14 protein-coding genes and 1 pseudogene are annotated in these 19,712 nt (G+C 71.7%); 8 read left to right on the top strand and 7 right to left on the bottom strand.

Going from position 1 to position 19,712, the window contains the following annotated elements:
* Positions 1–62: 62 nt before the first annotated feature.
* Complete coding sequence (locus tag AOK15_RS03780) at positions 63–1,061, bottom strand: aldo/keto reductase (protein WP_055512716.1); 999 nt, start codon at positions 1,059–1,061, stop codon at positions 63–65.
* 76 nt (positions 1,062–1,137) lie between these two features.
* Between AOK15_RS03780 and AOK15_RS03775 the strand changes: the two genes are divergently transcribed.
* The 6 genes from AOK15_RS03775 to serA all read left to right on the top strand — a co-directional run bounded on the left by AOK15_RS03775 (position 1,138) and on the right by serA (position 11,200).
* Positions 1,138–2,139: a 2-hydroxyacid dehydrogenase gene (locus AOK15_RS03775; RefSeq protein ID WP_055512714.1), complete on the top strand. Its 1,002-nt coding sequence runs from the start codon at positions 1,138–1,140 to the stop codon at positions 2,137–2,139.
* 392 nt (positions 2,140–2,531) lie between these two features.
* A complete protein-coding gene (locus AOK15_RS03770; protein WP_055512712.1) occupies positions 2,532–5,564 on the top strand; it encodes a putative bifunctional diguanylate cyclase/phosphodiesterase in 3,033 nt (1,010 codons plus the stop codon).
* 246 nt (positions 5,565–5,810) lie between these two features.
* On the top strand, positions 5,811–7,658 hold the full coding sequence (locus tag AOK15_RS03765; protein WP_185093551.1) for an acetolactate synthase large subunit: 1,848 nt from the start codon (positions 5,811–5,813) through the stop codon (positions 7,656–7,658).
* A 25-nt stretch (positions 7,659–7,683) separates the two neighbouring features.
* Entirely contained in the window at positions 7,684–8,211 is a 528-nt protein-coding gene (gene ilvN / locus AOK15_RS03760) for an acetolactate synthase small subunit (RefSeq protein WP_055512709.1), read from the top strand.
* A gap of 169 nt (positions 8,212–8,380) precedes the next feature.
* A complete protein-coding gene (gene ilvC, locus AOK15_RS03755) occupies positions 8,381–9,382 on the top strand; it encodes a ketol-acid reductoisomerase (protein WP_055512707.1) in 1,002 nt (333 codons plus the stop codon).
* A gap of 228 nt (positions 9,383–9,610) precedes the next feature.
* Entirely contained in the window at positions 9,611–11,200 is a 1,590-nt protein-coding gene (serA, locus tag AOK15_RS03750; RefSeq protein ID WP_055512705.1) for a phosphoglycerate dehydrogenase, read from the top strand.
* Positions 11,201–11,260: 60 nt separating this feature from the next.
* Here the strand turns inward: serA and AOK15_RS03745 are convergent, their stop codons facing one another.
* Positions 11,261–12,868, bottom strand: coding sequence for an MFS transporter (locus tag AOK15_RS03745; RefSeq protein WP_055512703.1), 1,608 nt, complete (start codon positions 12,866–12,868; stop codon positions 11,261–11,263).
* Between the two features lie 111 nt (positions 12,869–12,979).
* On the opposite strand from AOK15_RS03745, the gene AOK15_RS03740 reads away from it, so the two are divergent.
* Entirely contained in the window at positions 12,980–13,564 is a 585-nt protein-coding gene (locus AOK15_RS03740) for a TetR/AcrR family transcriptional regulator (protein WP_055512700.1), read from the top strand.
* Here the strand turns inward: AOK15_RS03740 and AOK15_RS03735 are convergent, their stop codons facing one another.
* From AOK15_RS03735 to AOK15_RS45530, 5 genes are all read right to left on the bottom strand, one after another.
* Positions 13,565–14,248, bottom strand: a complete 684-nt coding sequence (locus tag AOK15_RS03735; protein WP_055512699.1) for an ATP-binding cassette domain-containing protein — start codon at positions 14,246–14,248, stop codon at positions 13,565–13,567.
* On the bottom strand, positions 14,245–15,318 hold the full coding sequence (locus AOK15_RS03730; RefSeq protein ID WP_055512697.1) for an ABC transporter ATP-binding protein: 1,074 nt from the start codon (positions 15,316–15,318) through the stop codon (positions 14,245–14,247). The genes AOK15_RS03735 and AOK15_RS03730 overlap by 4 nt, the downstream gene beginning before the upstream one ends.
* 148 nt (positions 15,319–15,466) lie before the next feature.
* A complete protein-coding gene (locus tag AOK15_RS03725; protein ID WP_055512695.1) occupies positions 15,467–17,305 on the bottom strand; it encodes an ABC transporter permease subunit in 1,839 nt (612 codons plus the stop codon).
* Positions 17,302–18,792, bottom strand: coding sequence for an ABC transporter substrate-binding protein (locus AOK15_RS03720; RefSeq protein WP_055512693.1), 1,491 nt, complete (start codon positions 18,790–18,792; stop codon positions 17,302–17,304). Before AOK15_RS03720 ends, AOK15_RS03725 begins: the two co-directional genes overlap by 4 nt.
* Before the next feature lie 100 nt (positions 18,793–18,892).
* Positions 18,893–19,039: a hypothetical protein gene (locus AOK15_RS45530; protein ID WP_167738785.1), complete on the bottom strand. Its 147-nt coding sequence runs from the start codon at positions 19,037–19,039 to the stop codon at positions 18,893–18,895.
* 179 nt (positions 19,040–19,218) lie between these two features.
* Here AOK15_RS45530 and AOK15_RS03710 point away from each other — a divergent pair.
* Positions 19,219–19,712 (top strand): annotated as a pseudogene (locus AOK15_RS03710) (hypothetical protein); the annotation flags it as partial.

The raw sequence follows: 19,712 nt of genomic DNA, 5'->3' as shown, positions 1-19,712 counted from the left end.
CGCCCCCACCCATCGGCTCGTCCCCGCACGGCGCGTCCCCGCCCACGCGGTCCCCTCGGGTCTCAGTCCCAGGAGCCCTGGGCCGGGGGGAGTGCGGCGATTTCCGCCAGGTCCTTCGGGGTCAGGGGCAGGGTCGTGGCTGTCGCGTTCTCCGTGGCCCAGTGTTCGTGTTTCGTGCCGGGTATCGGGACCACGTGGGGGCCCAGGGTGAGGAGCCAGGCCAGGGCCACCTGAGCCGGGGTGGTTCCCTCTCCGTGGCGGGCCGCTATGCGGCGCAGGCCGGCGACTATCGGCTGGTTCGCGGCCATCATCTCGGCGGTGAAGCGGGGGTGCCGGGCGCGGACGTCGTCGGGTTCGAAGCCCTGCCCCGGTGTGAGCGTGCCGCTGAGGAAGCCGTTGCCCAGGGGCATCGCGGCGAGGAAGCCGATGCCGCGGGCCGCGCACCAGGGGAGGAGATCGGTCAGGGCCTCCCGAGACCAGACCGACAGCTCGGCCTGCACCGCGCTCACCGGAAACACCTGCTGGATGCGCCGCAGCCGGCGGATCGTCGCGTCGTGCATGCCCGCCCCCGGCCGGCGGCCCGCCCGCGCGCCCACCGCGCACAGCCCCAACGACCGTACTTTTCCGGCCTGGACGAGCTCCGCCATCGCGCCCCACGTCTCCTCGACGGGCACCTCGGGATCCTCGCGGTGCAACTGGTAGAGGTCGATCACGTCGGTCTGGAGCCGCCGCAGCGAGGCGTCGCAGGCCCGCTTCACATAGCCGGGGCGGCCGTTGGCGACGATGTGCTGCTCGCCCACCAGCAGGCCCACCTTCGTGGCGACGAACGCCTCCGCGCGGCGCTCCCTCAGCACCCGGCCCACCAGCAGCTCATTGGTGAACGGGCCGTACATGTCGGCCGTGTCCAGCAGGGTCGTGCCGAGGTCGAGCGCCCTGTGCACCGTCCGCGTCGACTCGTCGCCCCGCCGCCGCGACCCGGTGTACGCCCAGCTCATCGGCATGCATCCGAGTCCGACGGCCCCCACCTCGAGCGTCGCCGCGCCGATCGTCCTGCGCTCCACCTGGTCGTGACCCTCCCTCTCCTGGCCCTCCAACCTAACCTCTGCCGTACCGGGCGCCTGACATAGCCTCCGGAGCATGACTGCTGACCTCACCGCTGCCAGGACCGCCGACGTGACCGGCGACGTATGGCTCCCCATCCCCCCGGACGAGATCGAGGGCCTGCCGCAGGGGCCCGACTATCTGTTCTACGACGGAGGTGAGGACGGCACCCAGGAGTACCCGGGCGACCCGGCCGACTGCGTCCTGTACGTCGTGCCCTACATGAAGCGGCTGTCGGTGCGCGTCGGACCGCTGGAGCACATGCGGAAGCTGAAGGTCGTCCAGACGCTGACCGCGGGCGTCGACGATGTCCTGTCACGGCTGTCCGTGCTCGCTCCCGGTGTCCAGCTGTGCAACGCGCGCGGTGTGCACGAGGCCAGCACGGCCGAACTCGCGCTGACCCTCACCCTCGCCTCCCTGCGGGGTGTGCCCGACTTCGTGCGGGCCCAGCAACAGGGGCTCTGGGAGGGCGGTTTCCGGCCCGCGCTCGCCGACAGGAACGTCCTGATCGTCGGCTACGGCGCGATCGGCGCCGCCATCGAGGACCGGCTCACGCCCTTCGAGGTGGCGCGGGTGGCGCGCGTCGCGCGCTCCGAACGCACCACGGCGCGCGGACCGGTGCACCCGCTCACCGACCTGCCCGCCCTGCTGCCCGAGGCGGATGTCGTGATCCTGTCCACGCCGCTCACCGAGCAGACGAAGGGACTGGTCAACGCCGATTTCCTGGCCCGGATGAAGGACGGCGCCCTGCTGGTGAACGTGGCCCGCGGAGCCGTCGTCGACACCAAGGCACTTCTCGCGGAACTGGAGAACGGACGCATCACCGCGGCCCTCGATGTCACCGACCCCGAGCCGCTGCCGGCCGGCCACCCCCTGTGGCAGGCGCCCGGCGTCCTCATCAGCCCACACGTCGGCGGCCCCAGCTCGGCCTTCCTGCCGCGTGCGAAAAGGCTGTTGGTGGACCAGTTGGCACGGTTCGTGAACCACGAGCCGTTGCGCAACGTGGTCCTTACGACAGGCGCGACGGCAGACGCGTAATCCACTTCGGGCACCCTCCGCATTCCTTCGGAAGCGGTACGTGCTCGTATTGCCGCAGGTGGTCACGGAGCGTAGAGGAACTATGTCCCTGAGTGACGATACTGGTGTATCGTCCCCGACAGGGGCTGCGCCGTACACCGTTCGGCGCCGGGGACGGACTTGAGACAGCGAGGGGGGCGACGGGCGATGCACGGCCTATGGACGAACGATCCGACGCGACGGACCCGCCGACGGCGGCCCTGGCGAGCTGTGACGTCGAGGCACCCGCGGGGGAGTCACGACGACCACGGCTGTCACGGCCGTTGCCACAGGAACGACAGCCGCAGAAAGCACACCCATCCCACGCCCCGCGATCGGCGGGACCCGGGAGCGGTGATCACCGGGGAGCTCCAGTGAGCCCCCGCCCGTCCACCGTCTCCACGCTGAACCCCACGCTCCGCTCGGCCAGGTCACTGTCCGGCTCCCTCCTGCCCGGAGAGCTGGCCTCCGACCGCGGTGGAGCGACCCTGCGGGCTCAGCTCGTGCTCGCCCTGCTGTGCGCGGGCTACGCCGTCGGCGCCGCGTTCAGCTGGGGCCATGAACAAGTCGCCCTCGTCATGGGTGACTTCGGGCTGGCCGCCGCCGCGGCGGCCGCCGCCGTCTCCTGCTTCCGCTACGCACGCGGTCGCCGCGGCGGCCTCCGCCCGGCCTGGCTGCTGTTCGCCCTCTCGTCCGCCATGGCGGCCCTGGGCAACGGCGTCTGGGGGTGGTACGAGGTCGTCCTGGAGCGGCCCGTCCCGAACCCGAGCTACGCCGACCTGTTCTTCCTCTGCTTCGCGCCACCCGCCATCGTGGGGCTGCTGGTGCTGGCGAAGCGGCCCGTGACCAAGGCCGGCTGGATCTGCCTGGCGCTGGACGCCTGGCTCATCGGCGGTTCCCTGGTCACCCTCTCCTGGAGCCTCGCGCTCGCCCAGACCGCCCAGCTCGGCAGTTCGACCACGGCGCACACCGCGCTCTCGCTGGCCTACCCGCTGCTCGACATCGCACTGGTCAGCATGGTGCTCGCCCTCCACTTCCGCCGCACCGCGATGCACCGCTCCGCGGTGAACACCGCGATCGGCGCGCTCGCGCTCACGGTGGTGTGCGACGCCCTGTTCACCTCGCCGCTGATGCACAACAGCTACCGCTCGGGTCAGCTCCTCGACGCCGGCTGGTTCGCGGGCTCCCTGCTCCTCGCCTACGCCCCCTGGGCCGGGCAGCGGCACGGACAGCCCGAGGACGGCACCCACACGCGCGTGGTGCACGAACACATTCCGGGCCAGCGGCACGACGCCCAGCAGCGGTACGACGGCCACCGGGCCGCCCAGATCCACGCGCTCCTCCAGGGTGCGGGTCACAGTCGGTATCCGGCCACCCGCCCCATCGCGGGATCCCTGGCCGCGCTCACCCCGTACCTGGCCGCGGCGGTCTGCACCCTGGGCATCCTCTACAACGTCCTCAACGGCCGCAGCGTCGACCGCGTGGTGCTGATCACCGCCTGCACCGTCGTGCTCGCCCTCGTGGTTCGCCAGGGCATCATGCTGCTCGACAACGTCACGCTCACCCAGGAACTGGCCCAGAAGGAGAATCACTTCCGCTCCCTGGTGCAGGGCTCCAGCGACGTGATCATGATCGCCGCGCCCAGCGGCATCCTCCGCTACGTCAGCCCGGCCGCCGCCGGGGTCTACGGACGCCCCGCGGAGGAACTCGTCGGCAAGGAGCTGGCCTCGATCATCCACCCCGAGGACCTCGGCTGCGTGGTGCACGAGGTGCGCCGCTTCCTCGCCGCGAGCCCCGCGGAGGAGCCCACCACCCGGATCGAGTGCCGCTTCAAGTCCGGCGACGGCGGCTGGCTGAACGTGGAGTCCACGGTCAACCGTCACCACGGCGGCCTCATCTTCAACAGCCGGGACGTCACCGAAAGAGTGCGCCTCCAGGCGCAGCTGCAGCACAACGCCGAGCACGACCCCCTGACCGACCTGCCCAACCGCGCGCTGTTCACCAAGCGCGTCCAACAGGCACTGTCCGGCCGCCGCTCCACCGACCGGGGCCTCGCCCTGCGCAACACGGCGGTCCTCTTCATCGACCTCGACGGCTTCAAGGCCGTCAACGACACGATCGGGCACCAGGCCGGCGACGAACTCCTCGTCCAGGCCGCCCGCAGGCTCCAGGAAGCGGTCCGCCACGGGGACACCGCCTCCCGCCTGGGCGGCGACGAGTTCGCGGCCCTCATCGTGGGGGACGGCTCCCGTGACCGGGCGGCGAGGGAACAGCACATCTTCGAGCTGGCCGACCGACTGCGGCTCACCCTGTCCCAGCCCTACTCCATCGACGGCAACGATGTCCGGGTGGCCGCCTCCATCGGCGTCGCCTTCGCCGAGCCCGGCCTCGGCGCGGGCGACCTGCTGCGCAACGCCGACCTCGCCATGTACCGCGCCAAGGCGTCCGGCAAGGGCCGCGTCGAGCTGTACCAGCCGCAGATGCAGCAGGACGTGGTCCGCAAGGCCGAGCTGGCGACCCGGCTGCGGGCCGCGCTGCACGAGGGCGAGTTCATGCTGCTGAACCAGCCCGTGGTGGAGCTGGACACCGGACGCATCGCCTCGGTGGCGACTGCGGCCCGCTGGCGCTCGTCCCAGGGGGTGCTGTTCACCCCGGCCGAATTCCTACGGGTCTCCGAGGACAGCGACAAGACCGCCGAGCTGGGTCGATGGATGCTGGAGCAGGCCGTCGAGCAGGCCGCCGACCGACTCAACAATGGCCTGAACGTGCCGGTCTCCGTCCGTATGGGTGCCCGGCGGCTGCTGGACCGCTCCCTGCCCCCCGGCGCCCTCGAGACACTGCTGACCCGCCATGGGCTGCCCTCCGGCTCCCTGGTGATCGAGCTGTCCGACACGGACCAGCTGAAGGGCTCCCTGGACGACCTGGAACGCCGGCTGAAGCAGCTGCGGCGCCTCGGCGTCCGGATCGCCCTGGACGGCTTCGGCAGCGGCCCCGGCGCCATCACGGCACTGCTCCGCCTCCCCGTCGACGCACTGAAGCTGGACCGCGGTCTCGTCGAAGGGGTCGTGGAGTCCCCCCGGCTCCACACGATCACCGGCGGACTGCTGCGTATCGCGGGCGATCTGGGACTCCAGACCGTGGCCGAGGGAGTCGATCTGCCCGAGCAGATCGTCGCCCTGCGCACGATGGGCTGTACGCACGGCCAGGGTGCCGCCTTCTCCGGACCGCTGGACGAATACCGGCTGCGCCGGGCACTGTCCTTGGGCCACTACCCCGTGCCCTCCGGACCGGCCGAGCCCGCGTTCGCGGGCGGTGGGGCAGGGGTGTACACAAGTGGTGTCCCCGCTGTTTACGGAGGCGGCAGTGCCCTTCGCTCACATAATGAGACTCCTGTCCCACCCACTTGACACACGGTGCGCGCCGGGGGGAGGGTCAGTGCCATGCGCACCCGAATTCTCGTACTTGGAAAGCGCGTCGGCTGAAGCTGGGACCGACCGGAGGATGATCCGGAATCCCCAGCGACCGTACCCGGCGCGCTCCCCTCGCTTGCCTCATGGCAAGGAGGGGTTTTTTGTTGCACGGGCACCAGTCAGCGCAAGCCGCACACCGCACGAACTTCGCAAAAAACCCTCAGCATCGAGAAGAGAATGCCGATGACCGAGCAGGCCTCCGGGGCCCACCATCCGCAGCCGCGGCCCCGATCCGGAGGACAGTCAGCCCCCGTCGAACACGTCACGGGCGCGCAGTCCCTCATCCGCTCTCTCGAGGAGGTCGGGGCCGACACGGTGTTCGGCATTCCCGGCGGCGCGATCCTCCCGGCGTACGACCCGCTGATGGACTCGACCCGGGTGCGGCACGTGCTGGTGCGCCACGAGCAGGGCGCCGGTCACGCCGCGACCGGCTACGCGCAGGCCACCGGCCGGGTCGGTGTCTGCATGGCCACCTCGGGCCCCGGCGCCACCAACCTGGTGACCCCTATCGCCGACGCCCACATGGACTCGGTGCCGATGGTCGCGATCACCGGCCAGGTCGCGTCCAAGGCGATCGGCACGGACGCCTTCCAGGAGGCGGACATCGTCGGCATCACCATGCCGATCACCAAGCACAACTTCCTCGTCACCAAGGCCGAGGACATCCCGCGCACCATCGCGCAGGCCTTCCACATCGCCTCCACCGGCCGCCCCGGCCCGGTCCTGGTCGACATCGCCAAGGACGCCCTCCAGGCCCGTACAACCTTCAGCTGGCCGCCCGCCACCGACCTGCCCGGCTACCGCCCGGTGACCAAGCCGCACGCCAAGCAGATCCGTGAGGCCGCCAAGCTGATCACCGCCGCGAAGCGGCCGGTCCTGTACGTCGGCGGCGGTGTCATCAAGGCCGGTGCGACCGCCGAGCTGAAGGTGCTCGCCGAGCTGACCGGCGCGCCCGTCACCACCACACTGATGGCGCTCGGCTCGTTCCCCGACAGCCACCCGCAGCACCTGGGCATGCCCGGTATGCACGGCTCCGTGGCCGCCGTCACCGGACTGCAGAAGGCCGACCTGATCATCGCCCTCGGCGCCCGCTTCGACGACCGCGTCACCGGCAAGCTGGACAGCTTCGCCCCGTACGCCAAGATCGTCCACGCGGACATCGACCCGGCCGAGATCGGCAAGAACCGTGCCGCAGACGTGCCGATCGTCGGTGACGCCCGCGAGGTCATCGCCGACCTGATCCAGGCCGTCCAGAAGGAGCACAGCGAGGGCAACCAGGGCGACTACAGCGCCTGGTGGAAGGACCTCAACCGCTGGCGCGAGACCTACCCGCTGGGCTACGACCAGCCCGCCGACGGCTCGCTCTCCCCGCAGCAGGTCATCGAGCGCATCGGCCGGCTCGCCCCCGAGGGCACGATCTTCGCGGCGGGTGTCGGCCAGCACCAGATGTGGGCCGCCCACTTCATCCAGTACGAGAAGCCCGCCACCTGGCTGAACTCCGGCGGCGCCGGAACGATGGGCTACGCGGTCCCGGCGGCCATGGGCGCCAAGGCCGGCGCCCCCGACAAGACCGTCTGGGCGATCGACGGCGACGGCTGCTTCCAGATGACCAACCAGGAGCTCACCACCTGCGCCCTGAACGGCATTCCGATCAAGGTCGCGGTCATCAACAACGGCGCGCTCGGCATGGTCCGCCAGTGGCAGACGCTGTTCTACAACCAGCGTTACTCGAACACGGTGCTCCACTCCGGCCCGGACGACGTCAACCCGAAGGCCCGCGGCACCCGCGTCCCCGACTTCGTGAAGCTGTCGGAGGCCATGGGCTGCTACGCCATCCGCTGCGAGTCCCCGGACGACCTCGACAAGGTCATCGAGGAGGCGAACTCGATCAACGACCGCCCGGTCGTCGTCGACTTCATCGTCCACGAGGACGCGATGGTGTGGCCGATGGTCGCCGCCGGCACGTCCAACGACGAGATCATGGCCGCCCGTGACGTCCGCCCCGACTTCGGCGACAACGAAGACGACTGAGAGCCGTAGGTAAAGGAAGCAGACCATGTCCAAGCACACGCTCTCCGTCCTGGTGGAGAACACCCCCGGCATCCTGGCCCGGATCGCCGCCCTGTTCTCCCGTCGCGGCTTCAACATCGACTCCCTCGCGGTCGGTGTCACCGAGCACCCCGAGATCTCCCGCATCACCATCGTGGTGAACGTGATCGAGGAGCTGCCGCTGGAGCAGGTGACCAAGCAGCTCAACAAGCTCGTCAACGTGCTGAAGATCGTCGAGCTGGAGGCGTCCTCCGCCGTCCAGCGCGAACTCGTTCTGGTGAAGGTGCGCGCCGACAACGAGACGCGCTCCCAGATCGTCGAGATCGTCCAGCTGTTCCGCGCCAAGACCGTCGACGTCTCCCCGGAGGCCGTCACCATCGAGGCCACCGGGTCCAGCGACAAGCTGTCCGCGATGCTGAAGATGCTGGAGCCGTTCGGCATCAAGGAGCTGGTCCAGTCCGGCACCATCGCGATCGGCCGCGGTTCCCGTTCGATCACCGACCGGTCGCTGCGCGCCCTGGACCGGTCGGCCTGACGGTTTGAACGCCTCGCCAGGCGTCGTACGCCTGGTGGACGATTGCCTGACCGACGGCACGGGCGGCCGGTGACACGCCGTCCGCCCGTATGCCGAGACCGCGAGACTTCCCTTCGCCCCGCCGTCATACGGTGGGAAGCAACACCTGCACTCAAGGAGAGAACCCAAAGTGGCCGAGCTGTTCTACGACGCTGACGCCGACCTGTCCATCATCCAGGGCCGCAAGGTCGCGGTCATCGGTTACGGCAGCCAGGGCCACGCCCACGCCCTGTCGCTGCGCGACTCGGGTGCCGACGTCCGCGTGGGTCTGCACGAGGGCTCGAAGTCCAAGGCGAAGGCCGAGGAGCAGGGCCTGCGCGTGGTGAGCCCGTCGGAGGCCGCCGCCGAGGCCGACGTCATCATGATCCTCGTCCCGGACCCGATCCAGGCCCAGGTCTACGAGGAGCACATCGCCCCCAACCTGAACGACGGCGACGCCCTGTTCTTCGGCCACGGCCTGAACATCCGCTACGGCTTCATCAAGCCCCCGGCCGGCGTCGACGTCTGCATGGTCGCCCCCAAGGGCCCGGGCCACCTGGTCCGCCGCCAGTACGAGGAGGGTCGCGGCGTTCCCTGCATCGCCGCCGTCGAGCAGGACGCCACCGGCAACGCCTTCGCGCTCGCCCTGTCGTACGCCAAGGGCATCGGCGGCACCCGCGCCGGCGTCATCAAGACGACCTTCACCGAGGAGACCGAGACCGACCTGTTCGGTGAGCAGGCCGTCCTCTGCGGTGGTACCGCGGCGCTGGTCAAGGCGGGCTTCGAGACGCTGACCGAGGCCGGCTACCAGCCGGAGATCGCGTACTTCGAGTGCCTGCACGAGCTGAAGCTGATCGTCGACCTCATGTACGAGGGCGGCCTGGAGAAGATGCGCTGGTCGATCTCCGAGACCGCCGAGTGGGGCGACTACGTCACCGGCCCGCGGATCATCACGGACGCCACCAAGGCCGAGATGAAGAAGGTCCTCGCCGAGATCCAGGACGGCACCTTCGCCCAGGCCTGGATGGACGAGTACCACGGTGGTCTGAAGAAGTACAACGAGTACAAGACCCAGGACTCGGAGCACCTGCTGGAGACCACCGGCAAGGAGCTGCGCAAGCTGATGAGCTGGGTCAACGACGAAGAGGCCTGATCCGATGAGGCCGGCCGCGGCGGGTTCACCCGGAGCCGCGGCCGGCCTCTTCTCACGTCCGGGTGACCTTTCCGCGGTGGCGTGGGACGACGCCTTCGGCGCCACTACACTGCTGGACTACATACGCGTCAGGCCCACAGCGTCGTGCGTCTTCCACGCGGACACCACCCTCCACCGCCTGCGGCCGTCGGGACGGCCGTCCGCAGCATTGGACTTGTGAGGACTCACGTGAGCTCGAAACCAGTCGTACTGATCGCTGAAGAGCTGTCGCCCGCCACCGTCGACGCGCTGGGCCCGGACTTCGAGATCCGGCACGCCAACGGGGCGGACCGAGCCGAACTGCTCCCGGCCATCGCCGATGTCGACGCCATCCTCATCCGCTCGGCCACCAAGGTCGACGCCGAGGCGATCGCCGCCGCCAAGAAGCTGAAGGTCGTCGCGCGAGCCGGTGTCGGCCTGGACAACGTGGACGTCTCCGCCGCCACCAAGGCCGGCGTGATGGTCGTCAACGCCCCCACCTCGAACATCGTGACCGCCGCCGAGCTGGCCTGCGGTCTCCTCCTCGCCACCGCCCGCCACATCCCGCAGGCGAACACGGCACTGAAGAACGGCGAGTGGAAGCGCAGCAAGTACACGGGCGTGGAGCTCGCCGAGAAGACCCTCGGTGTGGTCGGCCTCGGCCGTATCGGCGCGCTCGTCGCGCAGCGCATGTCCGCCTTCGGCATGAAGGTCGTCGCCTACGACCCGTATGTGCAGCCCGCGCGCGCCGCGCAGATGGGCGTGAAGGTCCTGTCGCTGGACGAGCTGCTGGAGGTCTCCGACTTCATCACCGTCCACCTGCCGAAGACCCCCGAGACGGTCGGCCTGATCGGCGCCGAGGCGCTGCACAAGGTCAAGCCGTCGGTGCGCATCGTGAACGCCGCGCGCGGTGGGATCGTCGACGAGGCCGCGCTGTACTCGGCGCTCAAGGAGGGCCGCGTCGCCGGCGCGGGCCTCGACGTGTACGCCAAGGAGCCGTGCACCGACTCGCCGCTGTTCGAGCTGGACGAGGTCGTCTGCACCCCGCACCTCGGTGCCTCCACCGACGAGGCGCAGGAGAAGGCCGGTATCGCGGTCGCCCGCTCCGTGCGGCTCGCCCTCGCCGGTGAGCTGGTCCCGGACGCGGTGAACGTGCAGGGCGGTGTCATCGCCGAGGACGTCAAGCCGGGTCTGCCGCTCGCCGAGCGCCTCGGCCGTATCTTCACCGCGCTGGCCGGTGAGGTCGCGGTCCGCCTCGACGTCGAGGTGTACGGCGAGATCACGCAGCACGACGTGAAGGTCCTTGAGCTGTCCGCGCTGAAGGGCGTCTTCGAGGACGTCGTCGACGACACCGTGTCGTACGTGAACGCGCCGCTGTTCGCGCAGGAGCGGGGCGTCGAGGTACGGCTGACCACCAGCTCGGAGTCGCCGGACCACCGCAACGTCGTCACCGTGCGGGGCACGCTCGGCAGCGGCGAGGAGGTCTCGGTGTCCGGCACGCTGGCCGGGCCGAAGCACCACCAGAAGATCGTGGCCGTCGGCGAGTACGACGTGGACCTCGCGCTCGCCGACCACATGGTCGTCCTGCGGTACGCGGACCGTCCCGGTGTCGTCGGCACGGTCGGCCGGATCTTCGGTGAGCACGGCATCAACATCGCCGGCATGCAGGTCGCCCGGTCCGCCGCCGGTGGTGAGGCCCTCGCGGTGCTCACCGTCGACGACACGGTGACCCAGGGTGTGCTCGCCGAGGTGGCCGAGGAGATCGGCGCGACGTCGGCGCGCTCGGTGAACCTCGCCTGAGTCTCACGCGCTGTGCGGCCGGGGCCCGGCCACCTTCGGGTGGTCGGGCCCCGGCCTTTCTCATTTCCGGGCGGGCTCGGCGGCGTCCCGCCCGATCGCGTGGTCGCCCCCGACGGCCGAAGGGCCTTCCCCGGCGGGGTCGGGGACCGGCTCGTGGTCCCTCGCCCGTACGCCGCGCAGGGTGACCGCCGCCAGCACCGCGGCCCCCAGCAGGACGGCGGCCCCCGCGACCGCCGCGCCCTGCATTCCGGTGGTGAAGGCGGCGCGGGCCGTGGCCGCGAGGGCATCGCCCGTGGCACCGGGCAGCTGCTCGGCGACGGCGAGCGCGCCCCCGAGGGTCTCGCGGGCCGGAGCGGGCGCCGACGCCGGGATCTCGTGGTGGTAGACGGCGGTGCCGATGGAGCCGAGGGCGGCCATACCGAGGGCGCCGCCGAACTCCTGCCCGGTCTCGAGGAGGGACGAGGCCGAACCGGCCCGTTCGACGGGGGCGGCGCCGAGGGCCAGGTCGGTCATCTGGGACATCACCGTCACGATGCCGGCGGCGAGCACACCGGCCCCGGCCAGCACCAGCCACAGGCTGTCCGGTCCGGCGGTGGCGAGGAGGCCGTAGCCGCACGCGGCGGTCGTGAAGCCCGCAGCCACCACGTACGCCCGGTTCACGCCCCGCTGGACGAGAGCGGTGGCGACCGGTGCGGCGACCCCGATGAGCAGGGACGGCAGCAGTCCCCAGAGCGCGGCCTCCAGCGCGCTCTTGCCGAGGACGGACTGGAGGTACTGGGTGGTGAAGTACGCCGAGCCCATCATGCCGAAGGCCGCGAGGAGGTTCAGGGCGACCGCCGGGGTGAAGCCGGGGCCGCGGAACAGGGCGGGGGAGATCATCGGGGACGGCGTCGTGCGCTGGCGGTGGACGAAGAGGGCCGTGAAGAGCAGGCCGACGGTCAGGCTGACCACGTACCGGACGTTCCAGCCCTCCGAGGGGATCTCCTTGAGGCCGTAGACGACCGGCAGGACCGCCGCCATCGACAGCGGGACGCCGATCAGGTCGAAGCGGCCGGGCCGGGGGTCCTTCCACTCGGGCAGGAGCACCGGGCCGAGCAGCAGGAGCAGGGCCATCGCGGGCAGGTTGACCAGGAAGACCGAGCCCCACCAGAAGAACTCGACGAGGATCCCGCTCAGCACCGAGCCGAGCGCGACGCCCGCCGTCATCACGCCGGACCAGATGCCGATGGCCGTGGCCCGCTGGCCGGGGTCGGTGAACATCGTGCGGGTCAGCGCCATCGTCGACGGCATCAGGGTGGCGCCGCCGATGCCGAGGACGGCGCGTGCCGCGATCAGGGTCTCGGCACTGTCGGCGTACGCGGCGACCAGCGAGGCCGCGCCGAACGCCGCCGCGCCGATGAGCAGGAGCCGCCGACGGCCGATGCGGTCGCCGAGCGAGCCCATCGTCATCAGCAGTCCGGCGAGCACGAACGCGTAGATGTCGAAGATCCACAGCTGTTGGGTGCCGCTCGGCTCCAGGTCGGCGCTGATCGCGGGGACCGCGAAGTACAGGACCGACACGTCCATCGAGACCAGCAGCAGCGGCAGCATCAGGACGCAGAGGGCGGTCCATTCGCGGCGGCCGGCCCGCCGGGGCGCGGCCGGGGAGATCCGGGGATTCGTCGTCATGGGAGGGACTGTACGAGTGTTTTATACGTGCGTCTAGTACGCTTGTTTAAAACGCTCGTCCTGAACGTGCGTATGGGACGGTCGTATGAGGGCGCGGCTACGCTGAGACGCATGGGACACCGTGAGGATCTGCTGGAAGGCGCCAAGCGCTGCCTGTTGGCCAAGGGCTTCGCGCGGACGACGGCGCGCGACATCGTCAAGGAGTCGGGGACGAACCTGGCGTCGATCGGCTACCACTACGGCTCGAAGGACGCGTTGCTCGCACAGGCGTACGTGGCTCTGGTCGGCGACGTCTCCGTGGCCTTCGACGAGGGGGAGCACGCGCTGAGCGGCACCGAGCCCGGCTCGATCGAACGGTTCCGGGAGGTGTGGGGGAACGTCATCGACACCATGCGGGAGCCGGGCTCGATGTGGCGGCTCAGCATGGAGATCCTCGTCATGGGCGACCAGCTGCCCGAGGTCCGCGACCATCTCGCGCTGGCGCAGCGCGAGGCGGGGCGCGGTCTGATCCCGATGCTCATGGGCGGCCGGGAGGAGGACGTCACGGAGAAGGACGTCGACACCCTCGGCAAGCTGCTGGTGACGCTGATGACCGGGCTGATCGCCCAGTGGACCTTCGACCCGCCGAGTGCCCCCGAGGCCGACGAGCTCACCGAGGGGCTCCTGCGGATCATCGCGGCGACGCGGGGGGAGTGACTACGCCGGCACGAGCCGGCCCCCGCGCATCTCGACCGCCCGGTCCGCGAAGTGCCGTACAACTGCGCGGTCGTGACAGATGAACAGATAGGCGAGCCGCAGGTCGTCCTGGAGGTCGGCGAGGAGGTTGAGGACGCCGGCCCGGACGGACGGGTCGAGGGCGGAGACCGGTTCGTCGAGGACGAGCAGACGGGGCTCGGAGGCCAGGGCGCGGGCGATGCCGGCGCGCTGGCACTGACCGCCTGACAGCTCGTGCGGGAAGCGGTCGCCGTAGGCCGGGTCGAGACCGACGCGGTCGAGGAGCGCGGCGACCCGCGCGGGGCCCGTCGCGTCCCAGCGGCCCTGGACGCGCAGGGGCTCCGCGACGGCGTCCCGGACGCGGTGGCGGGGGCTGAGCGAGCCGTACGGGTCCTGGAAGACCGGCTGTATCCGGGGCCGCAGCGGGCGCAGTTCGCGCTCGGTGAGCGCAGTCAGCTCCCGGCCCTCGAAACGGACCCGGCCGCCGTCGGGGCGACGCAACTGGAGCACGGCGGCCACCGTGGAGGACTTGCCGCAACCGGAGGGGCCGTTCAGGGCGAGGGTCTCGCCCGCGTCCACGGTGAAGGAGACCTGGTCGACGGCGGTGACTCTGCCGTAGCGGACGACCAGATCGCGCACGTCGAGCAGGGCGGTGGGCTGGTTCACGCGGGCCGCTCCAGGAACAACTCGGTCGCCGGGTACGGCACTTCGTCCCAGCGGTGGCAGGAGACCTCATGGCCGTCGCCGACCGTCCACGGGCCGGGTTCCTCGCGGTGGCAGCGGTCCTCGGCGAGCGGGCAGCGGGGCGCGAAGGCGCAGCCGGGCGGCAGTGCGTCGGGCGCGGGCGGTGAGCCGGGGATGGCGGGCAGCCGGCGGCGCCGGCCGGAGCCGCCGCGCCGGTGAGGGCCGCCGGCGGGGCCGTCCTCGCCGTCCGCCGGTGGCAGCGACGCCAGCAGCCCTGCCGTGTACGGGGCGCGCGGGCGGTCCAGCACCCGGTGCGTCGGGCCCTGTTCGACCTGGCGGCCGGCGTACATGACCAGGACGCGGTCGGTGTGGTCGCGGACCACGCCCAGGTCGTGCGTGACCAGCACGAGCGCGGCGCCGACCGCCTCGCGCTGCTCGCCGAGGACCCGCAGTACCTGGTCCTGGAGCTCAGCGTCGAGCGCGGTGGTGGGCTCGTCGGCGACCACGACGTCCGGTTCGTTGATCGTCGCCATGGCGATCACGGCCCGCTGCCGCATCCCGCCGGAGTACTCGTGGGGGTACGCCCGTGCCTTGCTCGCGGCGTCGGGGATGCCGACCCGGTCGAGCGCGGCGACCGCCCGGGCCCGGGCCTGTGAGCGGGAGAGGCCCGTCACCGACCGTACGGCCGCGGCGAGTTGGTCGCCGACGGGGTGCACGGGGGACAGGGCGGACAGGGCGTCCTGGGGGACGAGGGCGATCCGGCGGCCGCGCAGGGCGGCGAGCGTCGGGCGGGTGGCGCCCATGAGTTCGGCGTACGACCCCGGCTCGTCCCGCAGCCGTACGCTCCCGCTCGTCGTCGTGCCCCGCGGCAGCATGCCCAGCAGGGCCCGCGCGGTGAGGGACTTGCCCGCGCCGGACTCGCCGACCAGGGCGAGCACCTCGCGGGGGTGGACGTCGAAGGAGAGCCCGCGGACGACCTCCAGGGCGCCGAAGGCGACCCGCAGGTCACGCACCGAGAGCAGGGCATCGGTCGCGGACGGCGCGACGGGCACCCTCGGAGCGGGCTGTGCGGGCTGTGCGGGCTGTGCGGGCTGTGCGGGCTGTGCGGGCTGTGCGGGCTGTGCAGGTGGCGCGGAGGGCGGAAGAAGGGGCGTTCGGGGGTCGGGGCGCGGGCCGGGTGCGGGGGCCGCGAGGGGTGCGTCAGGCATGTCCGGCTCCCGCCAGGGTCTCGTCGTTCCCGTCCCGGCCGTCCGTGGCGGCCCTCGGGTGCCGGGGCAGGTCCTTCTCGTTCGTCCGGGGCCGGTCGGCCCTCCGACTCCCGCGCCGTCGCGCCCGCCCCTGGGTGTACGCCGCGCCCGACACCGCGAGGCCCGCCAGCAGGGCCAGGGCGACCGCCGGGGCGAGGGCCGCCCACGGGGCGCGTTCCACGTAGGCGCGGGACTCGTCGAGCAGCAGGCCCCACTCGGGGGTGGGCGGCTGGGCGCCCAGGCCGAGGAAGCCGAGCGAGGCGAGGGCGAGGGCGATGCCGGGGAGGCGGAGGATCGCGTGCCGGGTGACCGGGGCGGCCACCGAGGGCAGGACGTGCCGGGTGAGGATCCACCACGGGCTCGCGCCGATCGCGCGTTGCGCGGTGAGGAACGTCGACGCCCGTACCTCCTGGACCAGGGCCGCCGCGTGCGCGGCCAGCGGGGGCCAGGAGATCAGGGCCACCGCGAGGGCCGCGCCCCGGGTGCCGGGGCCCGCCGCGGCGGCGACCAGGATGCCGGCGATCACCGGGGGCAGCGCGTTGGCGATGTCGGACGCGCCCTCGGCCACACGGGGCAGGAAGCCGAGCGTCAGCGCGGCGAGCAGGCTCAGGGCGCAGACCGCCGCCGCCGTGCCGACGGTGGAGGCGGCGCCGTGGCCGAGGCGGGCCAGGACGTCACGGCCGAGCCCGTCCGTGCCGAGCGGGTGCGCCCAGGACGGCGGCAGCAGCCGGGCGGTGGTGTCCACGGCGTACGGATCCCGCAGCACCCCCCAGCCGACCGTGACCAGGAGGAGCACGGCGAGGGTCAGCGGCACCGCCGGGTGGGTGCGGACCGGGCGGGCGGCCGGGAGGGTGAGGCCCGCGTCGCGCAGGGCGGGGCCGAGGAGCCGGCGCCGGGCGAGGGCGGCGAGGGCGCCCGCGACCAGGCCCAGCGCGAGGAGCGCGAGGATCGAGCCCTGGAGGAGGGGGAGATCCTGGGACTTGGCCGCGCCGAGGGCCGTACGGCCGATGCCGGGCACCGCGAACACCGTCTCCACGGCGACCGCGCCGCCGGTCAGACCGACGGCGACCATGCCGAACTGGGGGACCAGGGGCGGCAGGACGCGCCGCAGCGCCGCCGCCGAGACCCGCGCCCGGCTGACGCCCGCGCCCCGCCACAGCTCCACCCAGCGTTCGTCGAGCACGGGGGGCAGCGCGTCCGCGACCAGCCGGCCGAGCAGACCGCCCGCCGGGACGCCGAGGGCGATCGCGGGCAGGACCAGGTACTCGGGGCCCGCCCAGCCGGAGGTCGGCAGCAGGCCCAGCCACACCCCGCACACCAGCAGCGCCACCGTGGCCAGCAGGAACTCGGGGACGGCGGCGAGCATCGCGGCGAACGCGCCGGCTGTCCCCCGGCCCCGCAGGAGCACCGGGGCGACCAGCGCGCCGGCCAGCAGCACGGCGACGGCGAAGGCGGCGCCCATGAGGCCGAGGGAGACCTGGAGCCCGGAGACCACCGAGGGGAGCACCTCGGTGCCGGACACCCAGGACGTGCCGAGGTCGCCGCGCAGCAGCCCGGACGCCCACCGGCCCAGCAGGGACAGGGGGCCTGCGTCCAGGCCCAGGTCCTCGCGGATCGCGGCCAGCGCCTCGGGGGTCGCCTCCTGTTCGGCGGACCGGGCGCGCAGCACGGTCAGCGCCGGGTCCCTGCCGGAGAGCCAGGGCAGCAGGCCCACGGCGGCCAGGACGGCGAGCAGGCACACGAAGCGGGTCAGCCCCGCGGGGCCGACCGACTTCCGTACGGTCTGCCTCACTTGACGTAGGTGGCGGTGGTGACCAGCTCGCGTTCCCGCGGGTCGTGCGCCGCGCCCACGACACCGGCCGCGTCGCCCTGGATGACGCGCTCGTGGAGCATCGGCACGGCGGCGTCGGTGCCGAGCACGGCGGTCTCGGCCTCGATGACGGCCTTGCGGCGGGCGTCGCCGGCGGCGGTGTCGGATGCCTTCCGCAGGGCGGTGTCGACCTTGTCGTCCGCCAGCTGGGCGATGTTGAAGGAGCCTTCGGAGGCGAAGTCGCTGTAGAGGTACGCGGCCGGGTCGCCGGAGTCGAGGACGGTCGCCCGGGAGAGGATGAACGCGTCGAACGCGCCCGCCAGCGCGTCGGATTCGATGTTGGCGTACTCGCGGACGTCGAGCTTCACCTTGAACCCGGCCTTCTGGAGCTGCTGCTGGAGCGTGGCGGCCACCTCGGGCAGTTCGGCGCGGTCGGTGAAGGTGGCGATGGTGATCGACCTGCCGGACGGGTCACCGGCCTTGGTGCGCTTCACCGCCGACCGCAGTTCGGCGGCCCAGGGCAGCGCGGGCCCCAGCAACCCCTCGGCCACGTCGGCGCGTCCCTCGTAGACACCCTTGACGATCGACTCGGCGTCGACGGCCTCGCGGGCGGCGGCGCGCAGCGAGGCGTCCTTGAAGACGCCCTTCTCGGTGTTCAGGTAAAGGGTGTTGGTGCGCGGCATGGGGACCTCGGTGATCAGGTCCGGGTCGAGCACGGCGGCCTGCGAGACGGGGATCGCCTCGACGATGTCGGCCTCACCGGTGCGCAGGGCGGCGGCGCGGGCGGTGCCGTCCGGTACGAACGTCACGTCGATGCCGGGTGCCTTGGCCTTGTCGCCCCAGTAGTCGTCGTAGCGGTCGAGGGCGGCGGAGGAGGTGCCGTCGACCTTGGTGAGTTCGAAGGGGCCGGTGCCCGCGCCGACCGGGTTCACCGTCTTCCCCCGGTACGCCTTCGCGGCGAGGATCGACAGCTGCGGCGAGCTGAGGCGCTGGGGGACCAGGGGGTCCTCCACGGCGGTGGTGACGGTGACGGTGTCGCCGTCGGCCTTCGCGGTCAGCTCCACGCCGTCGAGGATGCGGGGCTTGGGGGAGGCGGTGGCCGCGCGGGTGAGGGAGTTGACGACGGCGTCACCGGTGAGCTTCGTGCCGTCGTGGAAGGTCACGCCCTCCCGGATCGTGAACGTCCAGCGCTTGCCCGACCGCTTCCACTCGGTGGCGAGCGCGGGCTTCGCGTCGCCCTCCGGGTTCAGCTTCACCAGGGTCTCGGCGGTCGACCAGCGCGACAGCTTGAACGCGTCGTCGGACAGCGGCGACAGGCCCGAGCGGGGCGGCAGCATGTGCGCGACCCTGATCCGCTTGCCCTCGCCACCGTCGGCCCCGTCGGCCCCCGTCGACGAGAAGCAGCCTGTGAGCAGGGCGGAGGCCGCGGTGACCGCGGTCAGGGGGACAAGACGGACGGGGACGCGCACGGGACACTCCGAGTAAAGGCGTGGTCAAAGGTTGAACGCGCCATGACCGTAGCACGATGACAATCATTTTCAGAAGCACTGTTTCGCGCCACCGTCATGGCTACTTCGCGAGCAGCTCATGGAGGAGAGCCATCACGATCACCCCCACCCCGATGGCCACGCCCAGGCCGGGGTGGTGGTACGCGACGTACATGGTGAGGGCGCCCACGCCCAGCAGGACGAGCATGCGGGTGCTGATCTGGTCCATTCCGTCCTCCCGACGGCCGACTTGGTCCTGCTGATCAGCTTCGACGGCGTCGGCGGGGCGTGAACGAATCCTGATGAACACTCACAACCTTCCACACCCGCTGACAGAACGTGCCGAGGGGCGCATCATGAGCCGTGACCGACGTCTGACAATCTCTGACAGTGCGGGGGAGCCGCCCGATGCCGCGTTGGAAGGCGCCCGACCTGCCGGACGGCCCTCTGCGTGAGTTGAACCGGGCGCTCCACGCGCTCCACGGCCGCGCGGGATGGCCGTCCTCCCGCGACCTTCAGAAAGCGGTGGGCGGGCACGACGTCGTGAGTTACACGACGATCCACCAGGCCCTGACCAAGCCGCTTCTCCCACGGTGGGGGGTCGTCGAGCTGCTCGTCGAGGAGTTGACGAGGATGTCCGGCGGGCGCCGCCGTCCCGACGACACCGTCGAGCATTTCAAGGAGCTGTACGACCGGGCGTACGACGACAGCGGGGCCGACGGCCCCGTTGCGCAGGTTCCCGAGGCACATCCGGCGCCGGTGGTGACGACTGAGCCGCCACCTCGCGCCAATCAGGCCGACAGTGTGACCAATTGGTCCGGATCCGCGCCACACGTCGACACCAGCGGTGGCAACGGCGGTCGTGGCAACGACGGGGGTGGCAACGGCGGGGGTGGCAACGG

The sequence above is a fragment of the Streptomyces ossamyceticus genome (genome assembly GCF_001418475.1).
In the GTDB taxonomy this organism is placed as follows: domain Bacteria; phylum Actinomycetota; class Actinomycetes; order Streptomycetales; family Streptomycetaceae; genus Streptomyces; species Streptomyces ossamyceticus.
The sequence above is the reverse complement of the archived record's forward strand: the minus strand, read 5'-3'. Positions and strand labels throughout refer to the sequence as shown.